19 protein-coding genes and 2 pseudogenes are annotated in these 24,587 nt (G+C 62.3%); 10 read left to right on the plus strand and 11 right to left on the minus strand.

The window, feature by feature from the left end; translation table 11 throughout:
* Positions 1-172 precede the first annotated feature (172 nt).
* A complete protein-coding gene (locus tag GRI47_RS10035; protein ID WP_160661095.1) occupies positions 173-688 on the plus strand; it encodes a biliverdin-producing heme oxygenase in 516 nt (171 codons plus the stop codon).
* Positions 685-3,270 (plus strand): HWE histidine kinase domain-containing protein, encoded by a 2,586-nt coding sequence (locus GRI47_RS10040; RefSeq protein WP_160661096.1) that lies wholly within the window; start codon positions 685-687, stop codon positions 3,268-3,270. Before GRI47_RS10035 ends, GRI47_RS10040 begins: the two co-directional genes overlap by 4 nt.
* Here GRI47_RS10040 and GRI47_RS10045 read toward each other — a convergent pair.
* The 4 genes from GRI47_RS10045 to GRI47_RS10060 all read right to left on the minus strand — a co-directional run bounded on the left by GRI47_RS10045 (position 3,267) and on the right by GRI47_RS10060 (position 10,129).
* Positions 3,267-4,034, minus strand: coding sequence for a hypothetical protein (locus GRI47_RS10045; protein ID WP_160661097.1), 768 nt, complete (start codon positions 4,032-4,034; stop codon positions 3,267-3,269). The genes GRI47_RS10040 and GRI47_RS10045 overlap by 4 nt on opposite strands.
* 117 nt (positions 4,035-4,151) lie before the next feature.
* The gene (locus GRI47_RS10050) at positions 4,152-7,592 is read right to left on the minus strand and encodes a TonB-dependent receptor (protein ID WP_160661098.1); all 3,441 of its coding nucleotides are present in this window, start codon (positions 7,590-7,592) and stop codon (positions 4,152-4,154) included.
* A gap of 274 nt (positions 7,593-7,866) precedes the next feature.
* Positions 7,867-8,796 carry an isopenicillin N synthase family dioxygenase gene (locus GRI47_RS10055; RefSeq protein WP_160661099.1) on the minus strand — a complete coding sequence of 310 codons (930 nt, stop codon included), beginning with the start codon at positions 8,794-8,796 and terminating at the stop codon, positions 7,867-7,869.
* A gap of 10 nt (positions 8,797-8,806) precedes the next feature.
* Positions 8,807-10,129 (minus strand): NupC/NupG family nucleoside CNT transporter, encoded by a 1,323-nt coding sequence (locus tag GRI47_RS10060; RefSeq protein WP_160661100.1) that lies wholly within the window; start codon positions 10,127-10,129, stop codon positions 8,807-8,809.
* Positions 10,130-10,269: 140 nt separating this feature from the next.
* Here GRI47_RS10060 and GRI47_RS10065 point away from each other — a divergent pair, with 140 nt between their 5' ends.
* Complete coding sequence (locus GRI47_RS10065) at positions 10,270-10,968, plus strand: queuosine precursor transporter (RefSeq protein ID WP_160661101.1); 699 nt, start codon at positions 10,270-10,272, stop codon at positions 10,966-10,968.
* 9 nt (positions 10,969-10,977) lie between these two features.
* Here GRI47_RS10065 and GRI47_RS10070 read toward each other — a convergent pair whose 3' ends face one another.
* Genes GRI47_RS10070 through GRI47_RS10080 form a run of 3 tightly spaced genes read right to left on the minus strand, consistent with a single transcriptional unit; the run spans position 10,978 to position 13,956 of the window.
* Positions 10,978-11,493 (minus strand): DUF421 domain-containing protein, encoded by a 516-nt coding sequence (locus tag GRI47_RS10070; RefSeq protein ID WP_160661102.1) that lies wholly within the window; start codon positions 11,491-11,493, stop codon positions 10,978-10,980.
* A 55-nt stretch (positions 11,494-11,548) separates the two neighbouring features.
* Positions 11,549-12,541, minus strand: a complete 993-nt coding sequence (locus GRI47_RS10075) for a radical SAM protein (protein WP_160661103.1) — start codon at positions 12,539-12,541, stop codon at positions 11,549-11,551.
* Positions 12,538-13,956, minus strand: coding sequence for a dihydrolipoyl dehydrogenase family protein (locus tag GRI47_RS10080; protein ID WP_160661104.1), 1,419 nt, complete (start codon positions 13,954-13,956; stop codon positions 12,538-12,540). The genes GRI47_RS10075 and GRI47_RS10080 overlap by 4 nt, the downstream gene beginning before the upstream one ends.
* A gap of 70 nt (positions 13,957-14,026) precedes the next feature.
* On the opposite strand from GRI47_RS10080, the gene GRI47_RS10085 reads away from it, so the two are divergent.
* Complete coding sequence (locus tag GRI47_RS10085; protein ID WP_160661105.1) at positions 14,027-15,085, plus strand: methyltransferase domain-containing protein; 1,059 nt, start codon at positions 14,027-14,029, stop codon at positions 15,083-15,085.
* Complete coding sequence (locus tag GRI47_RS10090; protein ID WP_160661106.1) at positions 15,079-16,095, plus strand: SDR family oxidoreductase; 1,017 nt, start codon at positions 15,079-15,081, stop codon at positions 16,093-16,095. Before GRI47_RS10085 ends, GRI47_RS10090 begins: the two co-directional genes overlap by 7 nt.
* A 3-nt stretch (positions 16,096-16,098) precedes the next feature.
* On the opposite strand, the gene GRI47_RS10095 is transcribed toward GRI47_RS10090, so the two are convergent.
* Together GRI47_RS10095 and GRI47_RS10100 are read right to left on the minus strand one after the other, a co-directional pair.
* Positions 16,099-16,821 (minus strand): glycosyltransferase, encoded by a 723-nt coding sequence (locus GRI47_RS10095; protein WP_160661107.1) that lies wholly within the window; start codon positions 16,819-16,821, stop codon positions 16,099-16,101.
* Positions 16,818-17,408, minus strand: coding sequence for a TIGR04282 family arsenosugar biosynthesis glycosyltransferase (locus GRI47_RS10100; RefSeq protein WP_160661108.1), 591 nt, complete (start codon positions 17,406-17,408; stop codon positions 16,818-16,820). Before GRI47_RS10100 ends, GRI47_RS10095 begins: the two co-directional genes overlap by 4 nt.
* Positions 17,409-17,895: 487 nt before the next feature.
* Between GRI47_RS10100 and GRI47_RS10105 the strand changes: the two genes are divergently transcribed.
* The 5 genes and pseudogenes from GRI47_RS10105 to GRI47_RS10125 form a co-directional block, all read left to right on the plus strand.
* Complete coding sequence (locus tag GRI47_RS10105; RefSeq protein WP_160661109.1) at positions 17,896-19,008, plus strand: Fic family protein; 1,113 nt, start codon at positions 17,896-17,898, stop codon at positions 19,006-19,008.
* 221 nt (positions 19,009-19,229) lie between these two features.
* Positions 19,230-20,393 (plus strand): tyrosine-type recombinase/integrase, encoded by a 1,164-nt coding sequence (locus GRI47_RS10110; protein ID WP_160661110.1) that lies wholly within the window; start codon positions 19,230-19,232, stop codon positions 20,391-20,393.
* A gap of 54 nt (positions 20,394-20,447) precedes the next feature.
* Entirely contained in the window at positions 20,448-21,095 is a 648-nt protein-coding gene (locus GRI47_RS10115; protein ID WP_160661111.1) for a hypothetical protein, read from the plus strand.
* Between the two features lie 108 nt (positions 21,096-21,203).
* Positions 21,204-21,413 (plus strand): helix-turn-helix transcriptional regulator, encoded by a 210-nt coding sequence (locus GRI47_RS10120; protein WP_160661112.1) that lies wholly within the window; start codon positions 21,204-21,206, stop codon positions 21,411-21,413.
* 79 nt (positions 21,414-21,492) lie between these two features.
* A pseudogene (locus tag GRI47_RS10125) lies at positions 21,493-21,929 on the plus strand (DDE-type integrase/transposase/recombinase); the annotation flags it as partial.
* A 40-nt stretch (positions 21,930-21,969) separates the two neighbouring features.
* Here the strand turns inward: GRI47_RS10125 and GRI47_RS10130 are convergent.
* Positions 21,970-22,315, minus strand: a pseudogene (locus GRI47_RS10130) (transposase); the annotation flags it as partial.
* Between the two features lie 121 nt (positions 22,316-22,436).
* The gene (locus tag GRI47_RS15275; RefSeq protein WP_160661113.1) at positions 22,437-24,551 is read right to left on the minus strand and encodes an outer membrane beta-barrel protein; all 2,115 of its coding nucleotides are present in this window, start codon (positions 24,549-24,551) and stop codon (positions 22,437-22,439) included.
* Between the last annotated feature and the right edge of the window lie 36 nt (positions 24,552-24,587).

Here is a 24,587-nt window from a genome sequence, read left to right on the forward strand (position 1 = left end):
GCTTTCGCGCTCTTGCTTATTGTGCGCGGGTGGGCTGCGTTACCGGTAAGCAGGTGCTCGTCAGATATTTGCATGGCTGTCACGCGTGTCCTGGGACGGAGACGCTCGCGACACTGGAGGGGCAAAACGGGTTTTCATGGGTCGCACTGAACGTTCGAATTTGAGAAGCGTGTTGAGGCGCGAAACCGCATCGGTGCATGACAGGCTCGATCGCGCACTGGGGGGCGAGGCTCTGGCTTCTCCGCGCGATTACGCACGTTTCCTGGCGACGCAATATCGGGCCCGCAAGCCGATCGAGGACTGGATCGCAGCAAGTTTGGTGGACGAAGACTCGCCCCCTGCCCAAACGCCCCTGATAGCATCCGATCTGGCCGCTCTCGGCGCAGAGACGCCTCCTGTCGGCCCGTCCTTCTCCATGCCCGCAAAGGCCGATCCGGTCGGCCTGCAATGGGCGCTGGCCGGATCGTCGCTAGGCAATCGCGCCATGCTCGCACAGCGGCGCAAAGCGGGGCTGGACGGACCGGATAAATTCCTCTCCGACGCTGCCATGCCCTCCTTTTTCAAGGACCTTCGTCCTCGCCTTGAAGCCGAGGTGGATTCCGCGAGCGCGCAGCGCGCAGTACTCGCCGCCCATGCGGTGTTCGCCTGCTTCCTCCACGCGCTCGAACCGCTGGAGCACGCGGCATGAACGACCATGTCGATATCGAATCCGTCGATCTGACGAATTGCGATCGTGAGCCGATCCACCAGATCGGTGCCATCCAGGATTTCGGCGCGCTAATCGCGGTGACGACCGATGGAATGATCGCGCATTATTCCGTCAATTTCGCGGAGATTTTGGGGATCGGGAAATCGCCCGAGATCGGAACCCAGCTCAACGCCCTGTTCACGTCCGAGGCCATGGCCGCGATCGGGCGCGCCAGCGGCTTGCTGCGCGATCCGACGAGCGTCGAACGGCTGTTCGCCGTCCATCTCGTCGGCGGCAAGGGTCCGTTCGACTGCGCCATCCATTGCTCTGAAAGCCTGACCATAATCGAGATCGAGCCGAGCGCATCGGAGGAGATGGATCGGCAATTGCGGATGCTCCAGCCGATCCTGCGGCAGCTCGAACTGTCGGACGACCTGCTGGACCTGTGCCAGCAAGCCGCCGATCGCCTCCGCGATCTGCTCGGGTTCGACCGGGTGATGGTCTATCGCTTCCAGCCCGACGAAAGCGGCGCCGTCATCGCGGAATCGGTCGAGGACGGGTACGAAAGCTTCCACGGCCTGCGCTATCCGCGCACCGACATTCCCCAGCAGGCGCGGCGCCTCTATCTGCGCAATCGCTTCCGCATCATCAGCGATACGCTCGCCAAGCCGGTGCCGATCGAACCGCAGATTGGCGCTGAAGGCACGCCGCTCGATCTTTCGATGAGCACGCTGCGTGCGGTTTCGCCGATCCATATCGAATATCTGGTCAATATGGGCGTGCGCGCCTCGCTTTCGATCTCGATCGTGATCGAAGGGAAATTGTGGGGGCTGTTCGCGTGCCACCATTACGCGCCGCGTGTGCTGCCCTACTCGCTGCGCACCGCAGCGGAACTATTCTCCGAACTATTCTCCCTGTCGGCGGAGCGGATGATCGGGAAAGAGCGCTCGTCGGTCCAGGAAGCGGGCCGCTCGCTGCACGACCAGCTGATGCGCGCCATCGCGGGCGGGGAATCGCTGGTCGAAGCGCTCCCCACATTGCGCCCGATCATCCGGCGCGCCATCCCGCATGACGGGATCAGCGCCTATGTCGACGGCGAATACCGCGCGGTCGGCTCGGCGCCCGACGAGGCCGGATTCATGGCGCTTATGCCTGCGCTCAATTCCTCCGCCACCAGCCGCACGATCGCTTCGGACAGTCTGGCCAAGCGTATTCCTGCCGCCGCGAAATTTGCCGACCGGGCGGTAGGTGCTCTGATCATTCCGGTTTCGCGCAGTCCGCGGGACTACGTCATCCTGTGGCGCCGCGAATTGAAGCAGACCGTCACCTGGGCCGGCAATCCCGAAAAACCGGTCGAGGTCGGCCCCAACGGTACGCGCCTCACGCCTCGAAAGAGCTTCGAGGCGTGGCAGGAATCGGTAACCGGCAAGAGCGCGGATTGGACCGAGGTCGAACTGAGCCTGGTCGAAAGCCTGCGCGTGACCCTGCTCGAAGTTATCCTGCGTGTGACGGACGAGCTGGCGAACGAGCGGGCCAAGGCCCAGCGCCAGCAGGAATTGCTGATCGCGGAACTGAACCACCGTGTCCGCAACATTCTCAACCTCATCCGCGGCCTCATCAACCAGTCCCGCCATGAAGCGGTGAATGTCGACGAATTCGCCCGCCTGATCGGGGGGCGCATCAACGCGCTCGCCAGCGCGCACGACAATATCACGCGCGAGAACTGGTCGGCAGCCTCGGTCACGGAACTGATCGAGACGGAGGCCGAGGCCTATGTCTCGGGCAAGCTCGATCGTATTGCGATCGTCGGGGACGAGGCGTTGATCTCGCCCGAAGCCTATACCGTGCTCGCGCTCGTCATCCACGAGATGATGACCAATTCCGCCAAATACGGGTCGTTGTGCGATCAAAGCGGCAGGCTGTCGGTCGAGATCGCCTGCGACGAGAGCGGCATGACGATCTGCTGGAAAGAGACCGGGGGCCCCCCGGTGCGCGCGCCCGAGCGGCGCGGTTTCGGCAGCACGATCATCGAGAAATCCATCCCCTTCGAATTGAACGGACGGGCGGATCTCGATTTCAAACTATCCGGCGTCGAGGCCGAATTCTGGATTCCCGGTCGCTTCATCACCCACAAGGGCCGGATCGACGAAAAGGAAGCGGCCATGCGCGATCGCCCGAACCGCAAGGAAGGGTCCGGCGAAAACGAAACCGTCAGTGTCCTTCCGGGCCAAGTGCTGATCGTCGAAGACGGCATGATCATCGCGATGGATACCGAAGAGACGCTGCGCGATCTCGGCGTCGCGGAGGTCACCATCGCCGCCAAGGTTTCCACTGCGCTGAAAGCGCTCGAAGGGACCCAATTCGATCTTGCCGTGCTCGACTACAATCTCGGCACCGAATCGAGCGAGCCGGTGGCGAGGAAGCTCGTCGAGCTGGGCGTCCCGTTCTGGCTGGCGACCGGCTATGGCGAAATGGCGGACAAGCTCGAGGAAATCGGCGCACAAGGCGTCCTGACCAAGCCGTATGGCAAGGACGAATTGCGCCGGATGCTGGGCAAGTTCGGCGAACTCGACCGCAGCTAACGCCGCGCGCGGAAGAATTCCTGACGCCAGCCATAGCGCGCCGCGACGGGCTCGCCCTGGGCGTTGCGGGCCGGATTGAAGCGGATCCGCTCAACCACCAACGGGCAGACCAGCGCATTGGTCTGCGGATCGGGGCCCGGTTGCGCCACGCTGCAATCATAGGCGCGCCCATCGGGACCGACCGTGAACAGCACCGTGACCGAGGTGCCGGCCCGCACGTCCCGTCCGCCCGGAGGAGGCGGGAAATCCCTCACCGCGTCGATCGAGCCTGACCTTACGCTGGGCCGGGTGACGGCACCGCCGCCATCCCCGCCACTGCCCTGCCCGCTGCCCGAACGGCCGCTGCCCGTGCCGTCACCGCTTCCGGCCGCACCCGTACCGTCGCCCTCAGCAGTCGCGCCGGACCGGGTTTCGCTCCCGGTCGAGGACGCGCGCGGCGCGGGCGGATCGCGGCGAAGGGGTTGCGGGGGTGACGGCGCGGTGACCGGCTGAGGAACCGCCTCCCTCCCCGGATCGCCCTGCGCGCCTTCGGCGGCCGGTTCTTCCTCCGCTTCCTCCAGGGGCGGCGGCGGAGGCGGCTCTTCAGGGGTCGTCACCGTCACCGTGAATGCCGAGACGACCGACCGCTCCACCGACTGCACCGCGCTCGGCGCCAGCGCACGGATCAGGCCGTAGAACAGCGCGACATGGATAACCACAACACCGGCAATAACCCAGGGATTGGGCTTGCGGCGCGTGGCGCTGAAGGGCGTGGTATCCGTCACGCTAAAGCGAACGCGCAGCGCGCTGACGATGTTCCTCCATCGCAACGCAAACGGCGGCCCCCCTTTGGAAGGAGGGCCGCCGCTCGTGTCATGCCAGAGACGCAATAGGTTCGTCGCTTAGAACTCGTAGCTGATGCCGAGCTGGATCTTCCACAGCGAGGACGAGACGCCGATGAACTGGTCACGCAGGCCGACCGTATTGCTGGCCGCATCGTACACGCCGCCACCGGGCGAGTAGACGTAGCGACCCTGCGAGTCGATATTGCCGCGAACCAGCGCTTCGGAATAGCCGTACGAACGCCGTACGTTCGCACCGCTGTCGAGCAGGTTCAGGAAGTTGTCGAAATCGACGGTCAGGCGCAGGCTGTCCTTACGCAGGCCGAACGCGCTCATCGGACCGGGGATTTCCTGGCCGAAACGCAGATCGAGGTCGTAGAACCAGTCGTTCCGGCAGCTGTTACGCTCGACCGTCTGGCCGCGGAAATCGTTCAGGCAGTCGTTCGCCGAAACGAACTGGTCGACCGCATTGGCGAAGTTCGCGTTCGAGAACACCACATTCGGATCGTTCGGGCCGGTCGGGACATAGAGCAGCGAGTTGAAATTGCCGCTGGCACTGTCGTTGAACACCGCGCTCGACGCGTTCTGGAACACGATCGAATACGGACGGCCCGAGCTGGCACGGAAGACGAAGCCGAAGCTGGTGTCGTAATCGCCGAAGAACGCTTCACGGAAGTTGAGCGCCGCCGTGATGTTGTGACGGTTCTCGAATTCGCCCGTCGCCACGTCGACACGCTGCCGGTCGGCAGCGGCCACGATGTCGAAGCTCGACGTCGCGGTGGAGCTGTTCGAATAGCGGTTGTTCTGCGCATCGGTGTAGGCATAGCCGATGTTGAAGTTGACGCCGCCACCATCGGTGAACAGGCCGCGGTTCCAACGCTTGCTCAGCACGACCGACGCGATCTTGCTTTCGAAATCCTCGCCATTGGTCAGCTGGATTTCATCGTCGCGGCTGGTGTTGAAGCAGGCGGCAGTGACGTTGGCATATTGCGGCGGACGGCCACCCTGATTGAGGAGAGTGGCGTTACACCCGTTCGCGGTGGGATCGATCGCACGGTAGATCGGACGCCCGTCCACACTGAAGCCGTTCACGCCGAAACGCGTGTCGACGACCTGCGACAGATCGACGAAATCGACCGGGTTTTGGAACCGGCTGTAGATGAAGTCGAGGTTCAGGCGCCAGTCGGCGAAGAAACCGCCCTGGGTGCCGAACTCGGTCGAGAGACCGAGATTGGCGCGCCATACGGTCGGCTGCTTGAAGTTCGGATCGGTCGACTGCGTATCGGCGAGGCCGCGAGCGGACTGGGCCGCCGCATTGCTGACGACGCAGCCGGGGACGCCGGTGAAGGTGTTGCCGTTGGTCACGTCGGCACGGGTGCCGACGAAGCAGCCGTCCCGTCCGGTCTGGCCGAAGCCGACCGCGAAGCCGTTGTTCGAGAACGCGTTCGAGAAATACACCGCCGGATCGCCACCGGTGAACCGGCCGACGCCGCCCTTGATCTGGGTGTTGCGGATGAACCCGTCATTATAGACGTCATAGGTCAGGCCGAGGCGCGGCAGGACGACCGGGTCGATCTTGCCGAAGCCGTTGGCGTTCGTGAACCCATAGCGGTTGAAGAAGGCAGGGTTCGCATCCGGAGCATCGCCCGACAGCCATTCGACGCGCACGCCGGCGACGATGCCAAGCTGTTCGGTCGCCTGCCATTCGTCCTGCGCATACATCGTCCAAGTGCGGCGCTTCCAGTTCGCGGCGGCATCGTTGATGTCGCCGGTCGCGGTGAAGTTGCCATAGGCGCCAGCCGCCTGACCCGCATTGATGGCGTCGCCATCGGGGAAGGTGTTGGTGCCGCCCGACAGGATGCCGTTCGCGAAATCGTCGAGATTGTTGAAGGTCAGCGTCCCGGTCGAGTTCTGCGCGAACAGGTTGAACACGTCGAGTTCGTTGAACTCGCCACCGATCGTGATCGTGTGCGCATCGGCGTTGATGCGGGCGAGCGCCTTCAGCTGGGTGACGGTGGTCTTGAGGTCGTTCGAGGTGCGCGAGAAACCCGGCCCGGCTACGATCGAGCCGTTATTGCCGTTATTGTTCACGCCGACCACGAAGCGCGGCATCGGCGCATCGCTCTGTGCCTCGCCGCCACCGACGGGGCCCTGGACGTCCTGCACTTCGGCGCGGCTGGCGCGGATTTCCGTGGTGAAGGTGTCCGACCAGTCGGAATAGAGGCGCAGCGAGTAATAGTCGCTCGTCGTGCCTTCTTCCTCGAAGCTGTTGAGGCCGGTGAAGATGCGATTGTTGAGCGAGAAATCGTCTTCCTCGACGTTAATTTCCTCAAGCCGCTGATAGGTGGCTTCGAGACGCTGGTTCTCGGTGATGTAGGCGTCGATGCGGCCGAAATAGCGCTTGCTGTTCTCGGCGAGCGAGGTCGCCTGACCGCCGCTGTCGAAACCGTAGACGCTGCTCAGGATGTTCGAGAAGCGGTCGAACTGCGCCTGGGTAACGAAGTCGACTTCGTTGGCATAGCCCTGGCCCGGAAGGCCGGTCAGCTGGCTGTCGCCGAGATCGGTTTCTTCGTAGCCCAGGAAGAAGAACAGACGATCGGGAACGATCGGACCGCCGAGCGTGGCGCCCCAGCGCTTCTCTTCATAGGGCGCACCGGCGAAATTGGTGCCTTCGATGCTGTCGCCCTGGAGGCTGTCATCGGCATAGGTGAAGAAGGCCGAGCCGTGGAAATCGTTCTGGCCCGACTTGGTGACGACGTTGATCGCACAGCCCGTGAACTGGCCGTACTGCACGTCGAACGGCGCGAATTCGACCGAGGTTTCGCGGATCGCGTCATAGGGGAGCGGCAGGGAGTTGCGGCTGGCGAAGGGCGTGCCGTTCAGGCCGAAAAGGTCCGACTGCGCGATACCGTCGACGGTGAAGGCGTTGGTGCGGTCGTTGCCGCCGAGGCAGGACACGCGATCGACTTCGTTCGAACGGTCGAGGCTGACGCGCGGGTCGATGCGGATGATGTCGCGGATGTCGCGGCTGATCGACGGGAAGGCTTCGAGCGTCTCTTCGCCGAAGGACTGGCCCGGACCGATGGCGCGCTGGCTGAGCTGGACGCGCGCGCCGGTGACGACGATCACGTTTTCCGCATCCGCGGTGGCGGCGCTGGACAACGAGAAGGTCAGCTGGGCGTTGCCCTGCAGGTTGATGAAGACGTCTTCGACCGACTGGCCTTCATAGCCGGGCGCGGTCGCCGTGACGGTGTAGGGGCCGCCGGTGACGAGGCTGTCGACGCGGAAAGAGCCGTCTTCGCCAGCGGTCAGCGTGCGGCTGGTGCCGGTGCGGGTGTCGGTAACGACGACCTGCGCGGCCGAGAGCGGGGTTCCGGCCTCGTCGGTGACGAAGCCCTGCACACCGGACGTGATCTGCTGCGCGGCGGCGGGCGTGGCGACCAGGGCGGCGCCGGCGGTGAGGCTGACGACGGATGCGGCCAGCAGGTATTTCATCTTCATGTGAGAAAGCCCCTCAGCTTGAAAGCGAAGAAAATTCGGATCGGAAACGGGTCGAGTGCGTTGTTGCGAATCCCCCGCTAGGCGGGGTTCGTGACGCTCAAGCTATCGTTTTATGACAGCGTGATTACAAGATAGGGCGCACCGTGACCCCATCGCAGCATTCATGCTAAGCGCCTGAATATCAGCGCTTATTATGTGTGCCAAAATCGCAACAGGATAAGATTTTTACAAGCGCGGGCGCAATTGCCCCTCGGACATGCTGCGATGCAATAAATCAGGCCAGATTGATCTCGCGCAGGCGCTGCATCAGGAAATCATGGCTCGAAATCGGTTCGGGAACGGACTCCCTGGCGTTTTCATCGACGCAGGACGGCAAGGTCTCGATCACATAGTCGGGCCGGAAATGCAGGAAGAAGGGCATGGAATAGCGCGCCCGATAGGCCGCCTCCCCGCTCGGATTGACAACGCGGTGGGTGGTCGAACGCAGGCGCCCATTGGTGAGCCGGTCGAGCATGTCGCCGATATTGACGACCAGCGCGCCTTCCGGCGGAGCGACCGCCAGCCATTCGCCCTCTGTGGTCAGCAGTTCGAGACCCGCTTCCTCCGCGCCGAGCAGCAGCGTGATGGTGTTGATGTCGCCATGCGCGGCGGCCCGGATTGCGCCTTCCGCTTCCTTGCCCTCCAGCGGGGGATAGCGCAGCAGGCGCATCACCGAATTGCCGTCCTCCACCGTCGCGGCGAAGAAATCGCGCGGCAGGTCGAGGTGCAGCGCGATCGCCTCCAGGATGCGCGCACCTGCCGCCTCGAACGCGGCATAGAGGTCTGAAAAGGTCTCGCGAAAGCCCTCGACCTCGTCCGGCCAGACATTCGGCGCCATGAATTGCGACAGGGCGTGGCCTTCGGGCAATTCGCGCCCGACATGCCAGAATTCCTTGAGGTCGTGGACCTCGGCGTCCTTCGCCTTTTCCGTCCCGAAAGGCGTATAGCCGCGCGCGCCGCCGCCGCCTTCGATCTTGTACTGGCGCTTGGTCGCATCGGGCAGCGCGAAGAATTGCTTCGACAGCGCCTCCGCCCGCTCGATCAGGTCCTGCGGGATGCCGTGATCGCGCACCACGCCGAAACCGTATTCGGCGAAGGAGCGGCCCAGCTCGTCGGCGATTTCGTCGAGCGGGCGAGCAAGCGATACGGAAGCGATCTCGGACATGACGGCGACTCTAATAAGGGAGGAACAGGCCGGCGAGCGCGGCGCTCATCAGATTGGCGAGCGACCCGGCGGCCAGCGCGCGCAGGCCCAGGCGGGCGATCACCGGGCGCTGGTTCGGGGCCAGCCCGCCGGTCACCGCCATCTGGATCGCTATCGAGCTGAAATTGGCAAAGCCGCACAGCGCGAAGGTGACGATGGCGCGGCTGCGTTCGGTCAGCGTGCCCGCATCGATCGCGCCCAGTTCGATGAAGGCGACGAATTCGTTGAGGACGATCTTGGTCCCGAACAATCCGCCCGCGACCTGCGCCTGGCTCCATTCGGGGATTCCGATCAGGAACATGACGGGGGCGAACACCCAGCCGAGCACCATCTGGAACGAGAGCGCTTCATAGCCGAACCAGCCGCCGACCACGCCGAGCAGTCCATTGGCGAGCGCCACGAGCGCCACGAAGGCCAGCACCATCGCGCCGACGGCCACGGCCAGCTTGACGCCGGTCTGCGCGCCTTGCGCCGCCGCCTCGATCACATTCGCGGGGCGATGCCCTTCCTCGAAGGTTTCGGCGACCTCCACTTCGTGCGCCTTGTCGCCCTCGGTGATGGCGGCAGGGCCGTCACCGCTGATACGCGTGGCGGGAAGGACCAGCTCGCCTTCGGCTTCGGGCGACGGGTCGCCATCGTCGGGCATGATGATCTTCGCCATAAGGATGCCGCCGGGTGCGGACATGAAGGCGGCGGCGAGCAGGAAGGGCAGATATTCGGGACCGAGCAACCCGGCATAGGCGGCCAGGATCGTGCCCGCGACGCCTGCCATCCCCACCGTCATCAGCGTGAACAACCGGCTGGGCGCCAGCGCGGCGAGATAGGGGCGGACCACCAGCGGGCTTTCCGACTGGCCGACGAAGATGTTCGCCGCCGCGCCCAGCGATTCGACCTTGGAGATACCCGTCACCCAGCCGATCGCCCCGCCCACCCAGCGCACGACCCGCTGCATGATACCGAGGTGATAGAGGATCGAAACCAACGCCGCGAAGAAGATGATGACCGGCAGTGCGGCCAGCGCGAAGGTGTTCGACAGCGGATTGTTCTCCGCCGCGCCGAACAGGAAGGCGGTGCCCTGATCGGCATAGGACAGCAGCGCCGCCACCCCGTCCGACATGGCGCGGATCACCGCGCGCCCGCCGCTCGTGGCGAGCACGAGGAACGCCATCAGCGCCTGCAGGGCGAAGGCGGCCGCCACCACGCGCAGTTTGATCCGGCGCTTGCCGGTCGAAAGCAGAAACGCGATGGCGAGGATCGCGACGATACCGAGCAGGCTGTAGATGATGGGCGGCATGTGGGCCTTTCGCGCCAATACTGGAATCGGGTAATTGCGGACGAAACCGTCCGCTCTCTTGCGCGCGGCGCCGCGTTAGTCAATTTCGCGACCAGAGAAGCACACATAAACGTAAGCCACGAACCGGAGTCCGCCCTGCCATGAGCGAGCCGCACAACATCGCCCGCGCCAATGCCGCGACCATGCCCGCCTCCATGCCATTGGGTCTGTTCGTCTATACTCTGCTCTATGGCGGGATGACGGTGCTGGCAGGCGTGCTGGCGTTCAAGCAGGTCCGGCTGTGGCCGACCGATCTGGCGGTCGAGGCAGGCATTTTCGCCTTTCTCCTGCTCGTCGCGATATCGAGCACGATCGCCCAGCTCTATGGTGAGAAACTCGCCAAGCGGCTGGTCTGGTTCGGCTTTCTGCCGCTCGCGATATCGGCGGGGCTGATCCTGCTGGTGCTGCAACTGCCTGCCGCGCCCGACATGGTCCAGTATCGCGGCGAGGACCTCGCCGCGTTCGAACGCGTGCTGACGCAAACCCCGCGCATCATGGCGGCGGGTCCGGCGGCCTACATCGTCTCGCTGCTGCTCAATGTGTGGATCTTCTCGCGCCTGCGCGGAGAAGGCGAAGGCGGGACCGTGGCCCTGATGATCCGTGGCGCGATCGCGTCGGCGCTCAGCCAGACGATCGATTCGGTGATCTTCGTGACGCTCGCCTTTTATGGCCAGTTCGACATCACGCCGCTGCTGATCGGACAGGTGATCGCGAAGGTCACGCTCAGCGTGGTGCTGGTGCCGTTCCTCATCACCGGCGGCGTGGCGCTCGCGCGGTGGCTGGATGCGCGCAAAGCCTGACGCGGCGGCTCAGGCCGTGCGAATATTCTCGATCAGGCGTTCGTCGATCCTGTCTCCGTGAAGGACGGAGACGTCGCCGGTGGTCTCCAGCACGACGGCCCTGACCTTGCTTAGTTCGAGCGCATTGGCTTCTCGCAGCTTGGCGATCACGTCGCTTTTCGCGACCCGAGTTTCCTCCAGCGCGTCTTCGCAGAACTCGCCGTCCCGCATCAGGAAGATGGGCGCGTTCTGCATCGCCGTTTCCACCGTGTCCGAACTCTGCCGCAATTGCGCAGTGCTCCATTGGACGAAGAACAGGGCGGCCTGCGCGGCGAGCGACTGACCGAACACCTCCCAGGTGTCCGCCCCTGCGGCCGTTGCCAGCAGCGATCCCAAGGCGATCGTCATGATGAAGTCGAAATTCGTCATCTTGGACAGCGATCGCAGCCCGTTCAGGCGGATGAGGACCACCACCCAGAATATGCCGATGGCAGCGAGGATGAAGCCGCGCGCGACCAGATCGAGAAGCGTGTTTTCGAAGAACATGCCCGCTCAACGTTCGGGGGCCGGGAATGTCCCCGAATTATCATTTGTGGCTATATCAGGCCGAACAGCTCGCCCCGCCCAGCACGCAGAAGCGGGCGCAATGGGGGTGGTTGAGCGAAACCTCGCGCGAGGCTTCCTTCAGATCCCCGCCCATGTCGAAACCCGAATCGTAGGGAATCAGCGTACAGGCTGCGACGCGCGGCGCGGCTTCGCCCTTGCGGTGGACGACCATGCGGCTGGTCGCGCACATCACGTCGCTGGGCGACTTGTCGAGGATCGACCAGCAGGCGGTGGTGATCTCGGCGATGTCCTTGCTCTCGTCCATTTCGGGGAACAGCACGAGGCGCATCGGGTCCTGCGCGGCGACATCGATTCCTTCGCGGTCGAACAGGGCGGCGTAATGCTGGCGCGCTTCCGCCTCGCCCTCGCCCGGCAGCAGGCGTCCGGCTACCGCGAGCGAAAAGCCCTCGCGCGACAGCCAGCGTAGCCCCTCCATCGCCGCGTCCCAGCTGCGCGGTCCGCGTTCGGCCTCGTGGACGGTCTGCGTATGATGATCGAGGCTGACGCGCAGCGTCAGGCGGTCCCCATGCCTTTTGCGCAGCGCGACCAGCGCCGCCTCGCGCCGCCGCATCGGCTTCATCGCATTCGTCAGAACGAGCGCGTCGAACCCCCGATCGAGCGTGTCCTCCAGCATGGCGAGCATATCCGGGTTCATGAACGGCTCGCCCCCGGTGAAGCCGATCTCGCGCGTCTTCATCCCCTCGCTTTCGATCTCGTCGAGGAAACGCGCGACATGTTTCGCCGCGATATAGACCAGCGCGTCGTTGGTCGGGCTGCTTTCGATATAGCAGCTGGCGCAGGCGAGATTGCACAGGGTTCCGGTGTTGAACCACAGCGTGTCGAGCCGGGTCAGCGGAACATGGGCGCGCGGCTCGCCTTTGGCCGTGATTTCGGGATCGGAAAACTTCTCGACCGGCAGCGCCGCCGCCTCGATCGCGAAGGGCGACGGGCCGGTGGGCGCGGCGCGGGATTTGGTGCGGGTGTTCATGCGAATATCCGTCTCACTCTGGCGACAAGGGCCGCATATTTCTTCGGCAGCGAACCGAACACGGTCGGTTCCCACGCGCTGAAGGCGGCGGCTTTCAGGATCTCGCTGCGGGTCGGATAGGCGATGATGGCACTCCCCAGCGCGAACGTGCTGGTCTTGCCGGTGATCGTCTGGGCGAGCGGAAGCAGCAATTCGCCCGCATTCACGCCCACCGCGCTGGCGCCGAGCACTTTCTTGCCCTTCATCACGAGCTTGAGATGGCCCCGCGACGCGCCTTCTGCGACGGCGCGTTCGTTCTCGGAAAATTCCTCGCGCACCACCGTGATCGCATCGCCGTGCTTTTCGCGCGCGTCGCTTTCGGTCATGCCGATCTGCGCGATTTCGGGATCGGTATACGTGCACCAGGGCAGCGCGGTATAATCCACCTTGGTCGGGAGGCCGGTCACGATCTCTAGAGCCACGTTGGAGCCTTCATAGCCCGCGACATGGGTGAGCCTGATCCCGTCGCGGCAATCGCCGATGGCGTAGATCGAGCGAACGCTGGTGCGTCGCCGCTTGTCGACCGCGAAACCGTTCCTGCCGAGTTCGAGACCAAGCTCTTCCGCTCCGAAACCCTCGACCCGTGCGGTGCGCCCGGTCGCGATCAGGAGGTGTGTGCCCTCGACCGCCTCCGCGCCCTCGACCTCCAGACGGATCGATCCGGTCGTGCCCGACACGGCTTTCGCCTCACCATGGACGAAGCGAACGCCCTCTTCGCGCAGCGCCTCCACCGCCACTGCGACGCTGTCGGGATCGTCGCGGCCCATGATCGCGTCGGGCTCGATCACCGTCACTTCGCTGCCGAGGCGGCGAAAGGCCTGGGCCATCTCCATCCCGATATTGCCGCCCCCGACGACAAGGAGGTGATCGGGACGCGCGTCGATCTCGAAAATCGTCTCGTTGGTGAGGTAGGGCACCCCGTCGATCCCCGCGATCGGCGGTACGAAAGGGTGCGAGCCGGTCGCGAGGACGATGCGCGGCGCTTTCAGCGTCCGTCTCGCGACCTCGACCGAGTGCCTGCCCATCAGCCGCGCATGGCCCAAAATGACCTCGCAGCCCATTGCCTCGAACGTCTCGACCGAATCGTGATGCTCGATATCCGCGATCGCGCGGCGGACCTGGCCCATCACGCCATTCCAGTCGATTTCGGGCGGCGCGATCCTGACGCCCATGCTCTCGCCCGTGCGCGCCACGGCGGCGCGCTTGGCGGCGGCGAGCAGGGCCTTCGACGGGACGCAGCCATTGTTGAGGCATTCGCCGCCCATCTTGTGCCCTTCGATCAGGGCCACCTTCAATCCGAACAGCGCGCAGCCGCCCGCCGCGGTCAGCCCACCGGCCCCGCCGCCGATCACGATTACGTCATGGGTGAATTTCATCGCTTGTCGCCTACCCGATAAAGCTGCCAAAGCGAACCGGAACCCGCATACGCAATAAGGGCCGCACCCGATGAATCTCGAAAACTCGCAGGATTATTACGGCAAGGTCCTCGCCGGATCCTCCGATCTGAAGACCGATGCCTGCTGCACGATGGAGGCGCCGCCCGCCGAAATCCTCTCCGCTTTGCGCAATGTGCACGAGGAGGTGAAGGCACGCTATTACGGCTGCGGCCTCGTCGCGCCGCAGGCCATCGCGGGGTGCCACGTGCTGGATCTGGGCTCGGGCAGCGGGCAGGACGCTTATATCCTCGCGCAGCTGGTCGGTTCCGAAGGCTCGGTCACCGGCGTCGATGCCACGCCCGAACAGCTCGCCGTCGCGCGCGGGCACGAGGACTGGCACCGCCAGCGTTTCGGTTACGAAAAATCGAACGTACGCTTCCTCGAAGGCGATATCGAGAAACTGGGCGATCTCGACCTCGCGGAAGGGCAGTTCGACGTCATCGTCTCGAACTGCGTCATCAACCTCGTCGCGGACAAGCGCGCGGTGTTCGAAGCGGCGCATCGCCTGCTGAAGCCGGGCGGCGAACTCTATTTCAGCGACGTCTACAGCGAACGGCGCGTGCCCGAAAATTTGCGTGACGATCCGGTCCTGCACGGCGAATGCCTGTCGGGCGCGCTCTATTGGGGCGATTTCCTGGCGCTCGCCAAATCCTCAGGATTCCTCGACCCGCGCCTCGTCACCAGCCGCCCGCTCGGCATCGACGATAAGGCGGTGCAGGCCAAGCTCGACGGGATCGCCTTCCACTCGGCGACCTACCGCCTGTTCAAGCTCGAGGGGCTGGAAAGCCAGTGCGAGGATTACGGACAGGCCGTGCGCTATCGCGGGACGGTTCCGGGGCAGGAGCGCGTTTTCGAACTCGACGGCCATCATCATATCGAGGCGGGCCGGATGTTCCCGATCTGCGGCAATAGCTGGAAGATGCTCGCCGACACGCGCTTTGCCGAGCATTTCGATTTCTTCGGCGATTTCGCGACCCATTACGGCGTCTTCCCCGATTGCGGCGTCGCCGTGCCGTTCGGCGCGACCGGGTTCGCCTCCGACACGTCCGCACCCGCAGCCTGTTGCTGACCATCCTCGTCACCGGTGCCGCCGGCCTTTTGGGCGGCGAGGTCTGCGCGCGCCTTACGGCGGTGGGGCACCGGGTGACCGGGCTCGTCCACCGCAACCACGACATCCGCGCGAATGACGGGTCTCCGGTCGCGATCGAGACGATTCCCGGCGACGTGTCGCAAGAGCGCTTCGGCTGGAGCGAGGCGGACTACGCAAGGATCGCCGAGGCGCACGAGCTCCTGATCCACTGCGCCGCGACCGTCCGTTTCGACCTGACGGAGGAAGAGTACGAAGCCGTCAACGTCGCCGGCACGCGCCATGCGATTGCGCTGGCGCAAGCGGGCGGGATGCAGCTGCTGCACGTCTCCACCGCCTATGTCTGCGGCACGCGCGACGGACCGATCCGGGAGAGCGACCCGCTACCCGAAACGGGCTTTGCCAATGGCTATGAAGCGAGCAAGGCGGCGGGCGAGCGGCTGGTGCGCGCATCCGGCCTCGACTGGGCGATCGCCCGCCCTTCGATCGTGGTCGGCGCCTCCGACACCGGCACGATCCGCCAGTTCGACACCACCTACGCCGCCTTCAAGCTGATCGCCGAAGGGCGCGTACGGCACATGCCTGCGCGTCAGGGCGCGACCCTCGATTTCGTGCCGATCGACCATGTCGCGCGCGGGATCGTCGCCTTGGCCGGGCGGATGGACGCGGCAAGGGGCGGGACCTATCACCTCGTTTCCGGCCAGCCTCTTCCGGTCGAGAAATTCACCGGCTGCATCGGCGCCTATCCGCATTTCCACGAGCCCGAGCTTGTCCCGCCAGAGCGTTTCGAGCCCGCCATGCTGCCCGCGCTCGAACGGCGCCTGTTCCGCCGGGTGGCGGGGCTCTATGCCAGCTATTTCCAGCGCGATCCGCATTTCGACGACACCGACTTCCGCGCCATGACCGGCCTTCCCTGCCCCGAAACCGGCACTGCCTATGTCGGGCGCCTGATCGACTATTGCATCGCGGCAGGCTTCCTGGCCGAGCGATAAGCTTCAGCGTACATCGGGGTAATGCTTCGCCATCCGGTCGCGCAGGCCGAAGGCCCACAGCATCCCGACCTTGAAATAGATCCAGTTCGCCTTCCACGCGCCCCATTCGGCGATGCGCCGGTCGGATGTCTCGACCCAGCGAGGCACCAGCTTCACGCGACCCAGTTTCGCGAAACGGACGCACAGATCGGCTTCCTCCATCACCGTATCGCCCGGCGTGCACCCGCCGAGTGTCAGGAAATCAGCGCGGCGGAAGAACATCGCATGATCGCCGAACAGGAGGCGCACCCCACGCACGAACAGATGCGGGCGGGTGAGGAGCGGCGCGTACCATGTCTTCACGATGTTGTGCGCCGTGGTGACCCAGCGGGTCGTGTCCGGCCCGCAGATGCGCGGGGTAAAGCCCGCCAGCGCGACCCGCTCGTCCGCGAGCGTTCCTTCGATGACCGCGACCATATCCTCAGGCGGCAGCGTGTCGGCGTGCAGCACGCAGACCAGATCGCCGCGCGCTTCCGATACGCCCGCGTTGATCTGCCGCGCCCGCCCCCGCTCCGCCGTCATCACGCGCCAGCCCGCCGCCCCCGCGATCGCGACCGAATTGTCCCCGCTCCCGCCATCGACCATCAGGATGTCGGCGGGTGCTGGATCGAGCATGGCCAGCCTTTCGACCAGCACGGGCAAGGCCTTCGCCTCGTCCAGCACCGGGATCACCAGCGCGACGCTCATCCTTCCATGTCCGGGGCGAAATCCGGCCAGCGCGCGAGGTCTTCAGGCGTGTCGATATCGTCGAGTTCGGGGAGGATCGCCGGACCGATCCCGCGCGCGGCCAGCCGGGCCAGCGTCTCGGCGAAGACCGTGTCGGTGCTCCATGCCATATCCGCGAACAGGAACGGCATCGGGCGCGCGAGGCCGATCAGATAATAGCCTCCGTCGCTCGCCGGGCCGATCACGACCTCGCGCTCCGTAAGCTCGCGCGCAGCGACGCGGAACAGTTCGGGCGTCACACCCGGACAATCGCTCCCGATGATGATCGCGGGCGCAGGCACGCGAGCCATCCGCACACCGAGATCGCCCCCGCCCTGTTCGGCGACCGCGACATCGCCGCCGAAAAGCTGGCCGAACGCGGCCATCTCGCCCCCGGTGACACGCAGTGCGAACGGCACGCCGCTCGCCCGCACCTGCGCCACCGTATGATTGAGCAGCCGCGCATAGACCCGCGCCGCGCCTTCCTCACCCACAGCCGGGATCAACCGCGTCTTCGCCTGCCCCGGAACCGGCAGCCGGGCAAAGATCGATATCGTGGGAGACGCCATGGCCGCAGCGATAGCCGCGCCAGCCGTGCGGCGCAAAGGACAAGCGATGGGGAAAATGGTGAGCCCTGCTGGGTTCGAACCAGCGACCTACTGATTAAAAGTATTTCTTTTCAATAGGTTATATAACTTCACGCTATGTCATTTCGCGTCATGGATGTCAAGAATGCGTGTCTCCGACCTAGCCACTCCGAGGCGTATTGCTTCGCGTCCCATCGTGCAAAATCAGGCGCCCGATACCCCTATGGGACCCCGACGGAAGATCGTCGATTTTCCGGGTATCAGATTGTTGGGGAGCGAGCGGCAGATATCGAGCGGCCCTCATGTTCAATTGATAGTGCAGCACCGCCCGCATGTCAGGAACAATCGCCGGACGACGATAATGATGAGAAAAGCGGTAAACCGACCGGAGATGCATGATCGATAAAAGCCGGTTTTATAAATCACGAAATGGTGTATTTTTGATCGATAGAAAGGAATCCTATCGATCATGCGTTGGAACTGGCAACTGCCGGATTGGCCGAATTTCCAATATGACGCCGCTCCCATCCAATCTGCGGAAGCGCAGTTCCTCAAGGGCGCTGGCGTGGTCGTCGGCGCATTGCATCATCTGGACGGTGACGCCCGGCAGGGCTTCACGCTCGACCTGATCTCACAGGAGATGGTCGACAGCTCCGCAATCGAAGGCGAGGTGCTGGACCGCGCCAGTGTGCAATCTTCGCTGGCCAAGCAATTGGGCTTTGCCGCCGATCCTCGAAAGGCAAAGGCTGCGGAAGCCGGCGCGGCAGAGTTGATGGCGGACCTCTATCGCAGCTACGCCGAACCCCTAAACGATCAAAAGCTCTTTGATTGGCATCGCATGTTGATGAAGGGCGACCGCAATATTCAGGAAATCGGTGCCTACCGCACACATGCCGACGAGATGCAAATCGTGTCGGGCGCTCTCCATGCCCCGCGCGTTCATTTCGAAGCGCCGCCGTCAGCAACTGTGCCTGCCGAGATGCGCCGCTTTCTGGATTGGTTCAACGACAGTGCTCCCAGCGCTGCTGTGCCGATGTCCGCTATCCTTAGGGCCGCCATCGCGCATCTATGGTTTGAAACCATCCATCCATTCGAGGACGGCAATGGCCGTATCGGCCGTGCGATCGCTGAGAAAGCTTTAGCGCAGAGCCTTGAGGCCCCTACGCTCACCGCACTTGCCGAAACGATCAAACGGCATCGCAAGGCCTATTACGCCGAACTCCATCGGGCGAGCCAGACCAATCATATCGATGACTGGCTGACGTGGTTCGCGGATATCGTGTTGGAAGCACAGAAGCGGACCATCCGGAAAATCCGCTTTCTCATCGAGAAGGCCAAGCTGCTCGAAAGGATGAAAGAGCAGATCAATCCACGGCAAGAGAAGGCGCTGTTGCGAATGTTCGCCGAAGGCCCGGACGGTTTTCAAGGGGGGCTGAGTGCAGGCAATTACCAGACCATCACAGGGGCGGCTTCCGCCACTGCGACACGCGACCTGGCCGAGTTGGTGGAGCTGGGCGCGCTCTCGCGTCAGGGCGAACGCCGATACGCACGATATTATCTAGCCGTCGAATACGGCGACTAGGCGACACGTAATTACGTGAGACCGAAAACCTAGAATCAGTGTCGCGGCACCTGGTCCGAATATTGACGCCAGCCCTCTATCCAAACGACCCCCGGGTGCAGGGGGCATCGTCAGATCGCTTCAGGTTGCACTTTCCCGATGCAGGTTCTCCATGAGCCGGGATTTCCTTTGAGATTGGCCGAAAACCGTGATTATTGAAGTGTCATTCGAAAGGATGACACATGCAAAAGGCACTCACCGACAAGACAATCGAGGCACTGAAGCCGGAGCCGAAACGCTACGAGGTTCATGACCTGCGTTGTCCGGGATTGTCACTGCGGGTCATGCCGAGCGGTCGCAAGACGTTCAATATCAAGTTCCGCTATGGCGTGACGCAGAAGCGCATGAAGCTGGGCGTCTATCCGCGCCTGTCGCTGGCCACGGCGCGCGAGAAGGCCAATGCGCTGTTGCAGCAGGTCGATGAGGGCGTTGACCCGACGAAGCGGCGGCGCACGACCGACATGCGGGTCGAGAATGTCTGCCGCGAATTCATCCGCCTGCATGCCCAGCCACGCAACAAAAGTTGGCGCGAGGCCGAGCGCATCCTGGAACGCGAATTCATCTCGCAATACGCGCAGTGCGACATCCGCGAGATCAAGCGTTGGCACGTGCTGGAGATCATGGATGCGGCCCAGGCAAGGAGAGCCTACTATCAAGCAAACCGCATCCTGTCTCACGTCCGCAAGCTGTTCAATTGGTGTGTCGAACGAGGAATTCTCGAAGCCAGCCCAATCGTTGGGTTGAAGCCACCAACTCCCGAGAAATCGCGCGAACGGTTCCTTACCGATGATGAGATCAAGCGGGTACTTCGGGCGTGCCGCAACGAGGTCTATCCCTTTCGTCAGATCGTGCCGATGCTGCTGGCGACAGCACAGCGCCGGGGCGAACTGACCGAAATGCGCTGGAGCGAGGTCGATCTGGAAGAAAAGGTCTGGGTGATACCTGCGGAGCGCGCCAAGAACGGCAAGGAGCATTATGTGCCGCTTAGTGAATTTGCGATCGGTCTGCTCAATGAGGTGCCGCGCTTCCTCGACTGCGATTATGTTTTTACAACCACGCGCCGTTCACCTGTCAGCGGCTATTCGAAGTGGCTACGGCGGCTCTCGGCAGAATCAGAAACCTCGGGCTGGCGCTATCATGACCTCCGCCGCACTGCTGCAACCAACTTAGCGAAGCTGAAGGTATCCCAGCCAGTGACGGAAAAGATATTGAATCACATTAGTGGCGTCGTGTCTGGAATTGCGTTGGTTTATAACCGCTACGACTTCGCAGATGAGACGCGTGATGCGTTGGAGAAGTGGGGCCAACGGCTCACCGAACTGACAGCGGATGCCGTCGCGGATTGACACGCAATTCGATTAAAAGTCCATTGGGCGTCCATACGCGTAATGGGGGATCGAATGGAGCAACTCGCGCATTTCGACGATGTATGGCTCGAAGAATTTCGCAACAAATCGAAGCTTCCAAACGATGTGGCGTTGATCGACCTTCAGAACGAACTGCGCAAAATCGGTCGGCATTATCGCCGCATTATCGAAACGACCCCTTGCGATCTTAAGGGCAGCCCTTTCAACAAGACTCTCACCCAACGTGGCGACTGGCTGCAGAGGGAGGTGATCCGTCCGACCGAAAAATTACTGGCGGCGCTTGCCTCCGAAAATCGCGCTCATTTCTCGACATGGCCCTATGAGGAACGTTTCGACGATATGCCGGATTACGATCGCCTCGCTGATCAGCTTCGGGTGCTTCTCGAATCGTCGACTGAGCTACTGAGCATGGTCCGCAGCGAACAGGTTGGCGATGCCGCCACAAATCAGGAACTGCGTTTCTATATTTTCAAGGATATCTTTGCGGCTGTGCGCAAGCATTTGCCGAAGTTCGTCCCAAAGCAGGGCTCTTACGATCTGGTCGAAAATGAAAAAACCAAGCGCTTCGTTGGCCCTTTCCCCGACGCGATCCGCCACATCTATCAGCATATAACAGGCCGAGACGAACAGCTTGTCCGCTTGATCCGCATGGTGGTCAAAGACCCGAACTGGGATCTTTGAACATTCCACTGAATTTTGCAGGCGTAGTGTTCATTCGCCTCTGTAGAATCTCTTCGCCGCATGGTCCTAATAATTCGCCGTCATTGAGCGCGAAGAAAGGATCAAATCATGACGGCATTGAATACAAACAAGCTTTTGCTGGTGCGGGAAGACCTGCCGCGCCTTGGCATAAACCTGTCACCATCAACGTTGCTGCGGCTGGAAGCAGACGGGAAATTCCCGAAGCGTGTCCGCATCGGCGAACGCTCGGTTGCCTGGCTGGCGTCTGAAATCCATGCACATATCGAAGCGCTTGCCGCCAAACGGGAGGCGGCGTGATGCACGTACCACCAAGTTTGGCGCCGCTCACTATGACGCCTGAGCATCGGGCGCGCGGAAGGGCCACGGTCGGCTTCCTTACGCTCGGCGGATCGTGGGCTGGAAGGTCAGCACCTCGGCGACGGCGGGCTTCGTGCTGGATGCCCTGGAGCAGGCGATCCAGCACGCAGACCAAGTGCCGAGGACGGGCTGATCCATCACAGTGACAGGGGAACCCAATACCTCGCCATGAACTACACCCAGCGCCTGGCAGAGGCCAACCTCGTCCCGTCAGTCGGCAGCGTCGGCGACAGCTATGACAATGCCTTGGCCGAGACGATCAACGGTCTCTACAAAGCAGAAGTCATCTGGCGGCAGCGATCCTGGCCGAGCGTATCGGCTGTCGAAATGGCAACCCTGCGCTGGGTCGATTGGTTCAACAACCAGCGCCTGTTCGGCCCCATCGGGCATATCCCGCCCGCCGAGGCCGAAGCCAATTACTATGCAGCCAAAGAGAACCTCGATATGGTCGCATGACTCAAATGAAACCGCCTCCGGAAAACCCGGGACGCTTCACCAGCACCGTGCAGGCACGGCGCTGGCTCACCTCGAAGACCTCCTGGAGATGAGCCACCGCCTGCCGTCTGGCACCGGGCGCTAGAATTTTTTTGCGCTGATCTCTTGAGCATGGCGTTGTCCAGCATCGAATCCGCCAGCAGCTTCTTTAGCCGCGCGTTCTCCTGCTCCAGCTGGCGCAGCCGCCGGGCATCGGACACCTCCAGACCGCCGTACTTGGACTTCCACTTGTAGAAGGTTGCAGAGCTTATCCCGTGACGGCGGCACACATCCGCCGTCGCCATGCCCGCCTCCTGCTCCTTCAAAACAGCAATGATCTGCTCCTCGCTGAACCTGCTCCGCTTCATCTCGTCCGTCTCCTTGTTAGGGCCGGACTCTACTTATCAATGGAGGAAATCTAGGGGCTCAGACCAACATCTCCGCCGCGACGATGAAAATCTTACACCATCACATGATGGGACTGATCGCCTAAAACGCCTTATCCAGACTAAGGCTGAGTGTTGGGGGGCGATCATTAATCTGCGTATATCGTATGTTTCCACTTGAGAATGTACTTGTTGGACGTCCGATTAGGCGCAATCCAGATACCCCAAAACCTAACGTTAAGGTCTCCGTGATCTTTCGCTTCCAATCAAATCCGACAGAGAATGATGGAGAGATTTGGAGCAAGCCGTTGTCCTGCCCAGCGGAGAACTTGCCAGACATGGAGAAGTTTTCGATATCGATGCCGTCCAAGTTCGATCGCTTGTAGAGTAACGAGCCTGAAAACGAAAACCTTGACGAACCTGATCGCCGAGCCGCTTCGTTGAAGCCGCCGATAAAGTCACCCGATCTGGAAAATATGCTGTTGAAATCGTAGGAAAACGCCCGATTCAACGATCCCGACATTGATACGCTGATGCCTGTAGTTGCGTAGTTATCAGAATTGGCAATGCGGAATGCCACAAAGTTGTCCTCGAATGAAGGCACGAGAACGTAGGGATTCTTTCTGTATCTCTGAAAAATCAAAAGATTGACTTTCTGTTTGGCAATTTGGGTTTCCACTTCGAACTGGGCCGACCATTCGGTCTGCAACAAGAGATTCGGGTTCCCGACAGATGACGTAAAAAAGTCGGAATATCGCTGCGCTGGGAACAAGTCATTTGCCGACGGCCAGAAGGCCTTTCGTGTTAAGCTGAGCCGCATGACTTCTAACTTCGACGGCCGGTAGGTGAGATGCAGGCTTGGGAAGAGGCCATCGAAAACGCTGCGATCCGATTGTGCATCCTGCCTTTCGAACCGCCTCTCTTCCCAGCGCATTCCAAGCTGAAGGTTGAATTTCTCGATTTTTGCCTGGAACTGGGTGTAGGCTGCGTTACTCACCCAATTTCCGCCGAATAAGGCTGATTCTTCGAACCAATCATCGGCAAGGAAATCTTGTAGCTGCCTTTCACGCACACGCGTAGTCTCGCGCTTGAGGCCGAAGTCGAGGCGTTTGCCGCCGCCAATTGATGTCTGGTTATCGATCGAGACCGATGAGATTTTGGTGGAATTTTCGACTGCCAGCATCGAGTTTCCGGTGCCAAACGATATCAGATGAGAAGCAGTGTCGTTGACCGACAATAGTCCGGAGATAGTGAACTCGCTAATATCGCCGACATTTATCCGAAGGTTGCTATTAAGTGATGCGAACGTATATTGAGAATCACCCTGTTCGCGCCTTGACTCGGCTTCAACCGGAGCCACTATCACCGCACTCTTCTGGTTAACGGTATGTCCGAGACTTGCCAAGGTGCTGAGGTCGACGCTGTCCGAAAACTTCGCATTCACGTCCATCGTTAGCGAAGCGGATGTACCGGAGACCCGGGACTCACTACGCTCCGATCTGACTTCACCCAGTTCTGGCAGGAACACTCTGTTTTGGACGACAGACTTATCCCGCATCCGGGTTACGGACGGCAGGATCGTTATCGGGAGGCGAGCTGCTCCGAAGGCTGCATTGCCGCTCGCCCGCATGGTTCCGGTAGAATCAATCCCCGCACTTATCGTGTATGAACCGGCGCCCCTGTCCTTAAGTATTATGTTGATGATACCGGCGTTGTTGCCCGCCGATTCTCGAGCCGACGGGTTTGCCGTAACTTCCACTTTGGCGATCGCCCCTCCACGGAGAGCTTCGAGGATTGCGGATGGGTCCGACACGTCCTTGCCATTTACGCGAAGAACCACTCCTCCGCGCCCGAGCAGAGTGACTCTTCCGTCATCAGAAACCTCAACAAATGGTACTCGCGATAGGACTTCTCGCGCCGAGGAGGCTTGAGAACGCAGATCACCGGGCACTGTGTAGGTAACTGTAGCCAAATCGCGCTCTCGATGACCTTCGACCACGATAAGGGGAGGGTCGGTCTCGCCAGCCTGTTCGACCTCGCCATCCTTTGGGCCCACTGATGCGATGGGCGGCGCGGATTGATCTTGAGCGCTCTGCGCGGAAGCTTGCTCGGCAAACGCGAGTACAAGCACCCCGAACAGGGTGGGCCAGAGAGCATAGGGTCTTCGATAAAGGTGCGCCGCCACCAGATCTGGCGCACGATCCAGCCGCCCAGGCACTTTTTTCGCTATGCCCAAATTGTCTTGCAGAGAGAA

Source organism: Qipengyuania pelagi (genome assembly GCF_009827295.1).
Classification (GTDB): domain Bacteria; phylum Pseudomonadota; class Alphaproteobacteria; order Sphingomonadales; family Sphingomonadaceae; genus Qipengyuania; species Qipengyuania pelagi.

What these genes read in the sequence shown, in the direction of transcription:
- GRI47_RS10085 (WP_160661105.1), top strand. Translation starts at nt 14,027, where the DNA reads ATGAATCTCGAAAACTCGCAGGATTATTACGGCAAGGTCCTCGCCGGA.
- GRI47_RS10120 (WP_160661112.1), top strand. Translation starts at nt 21,204, where the DNA reads ATGACGGCATTGAATACAAACAAGCTTTTGCTGGTGCGGGAAGACCTG.
- GRI47_RS10095 (WP_160661107.1), bottom strand. Translation starts at nt 16,821, where the DNA reads ATGAGCGTCGCGCTGGTGATCCCGGTGCTGGACGAGGCGAAGGCCTTG.
- GRI47_RS10100 (WP_160661108.1), bottom strand. Translation starts at nt 17,408, where the DNA reads ATGGCGTCTCCCACGATATCGATCTTTGCCCGGCTGCCGGTTCCGGGG.
- GRI47_RS10115 (WP_160661111.1), top strand. Translation starts at nt 20,448, where the DNA reads ATGGAGCAACTCGCGCATTTCGACGATGTATGGCTCGAAGAATTTCGC.
- GRI47_RS10110 (WP_160661110.1), top strand. Translation starts at nt 19,230, where the DNA reads ATGCAAAAGGCACTCACCGACAAGACAATCGAGGCACTGAAGCCGGAG.
- GRI47_RS10060 (WP_160661100.1), bottom strand. Translation starts at nt 10,129, where the DNA reads ATGCCGCCCATCATCTACAGCCTGCTCGGTATCGTCGCGATCCTCGCC.
- GRI47_RS10105 (WP_160661109.1), top strand. Translation starts at nt 17,896, where the DNA reads ATGCGTTGGAACTGGCAACTGCCGGATTGGCCGAATTTCCAATATGAC.
- GRI47_RS10075 (WP_160661103.1), bottom strand. Translation starts at nt 12,541, where the DNA reads ATGAACACCCGCACCAAATCCCGCGCCGCGCCCACCGGCCCGTCGCCC.
- GRI47_RS10070 (WP_160661102.1), bottom strand. Translation starts at nt 11,493, where the DNA reads ATGTTCTTCGAAAACACGCTTCTCGATCTGGTCGCGCGCGGCTTCATC.
- GRI47_RS10055 (WP_160661099.1), bottom strand. Translation starts at nt 8,796, where the DNA reads ATGTCCGAGATCGCTTCCGTATCGCTTGCTCGCCCGCTCGACGAAATC.
- GRI47_RS10080 (WP_160661104.1), bottom strand. Translation starts at nt 13,956, where the DNA reads ATGAAATTCACCCATGACGTAATCGTGATCGGCGGCGGGGCCGGTGGG.
- GRI47_RS10040 (WP_160661096.1), top strand. Translation starts at nt 685, where the DNA reads ATGAACGACCATGTCGATATCGAATCCGTCGATCTGACGAATTGCGAT.
- GRI47_RS10050 (WP_160661098.1), bottom strand. Translation starts at nt 7,592, where the DNA reads ATGAAGATGAAATACCTGCTGGCCGCATCCGTCGTCAGCCTCACCGCC.
- GRI47_RS10065 (WP_160661101.1), top strand. Translation starts at nt 10,270, where the DNA reads ATGAGCGAGCCGCACAACATCGCCCGCGCCAATGCCGCGACCATGCCC.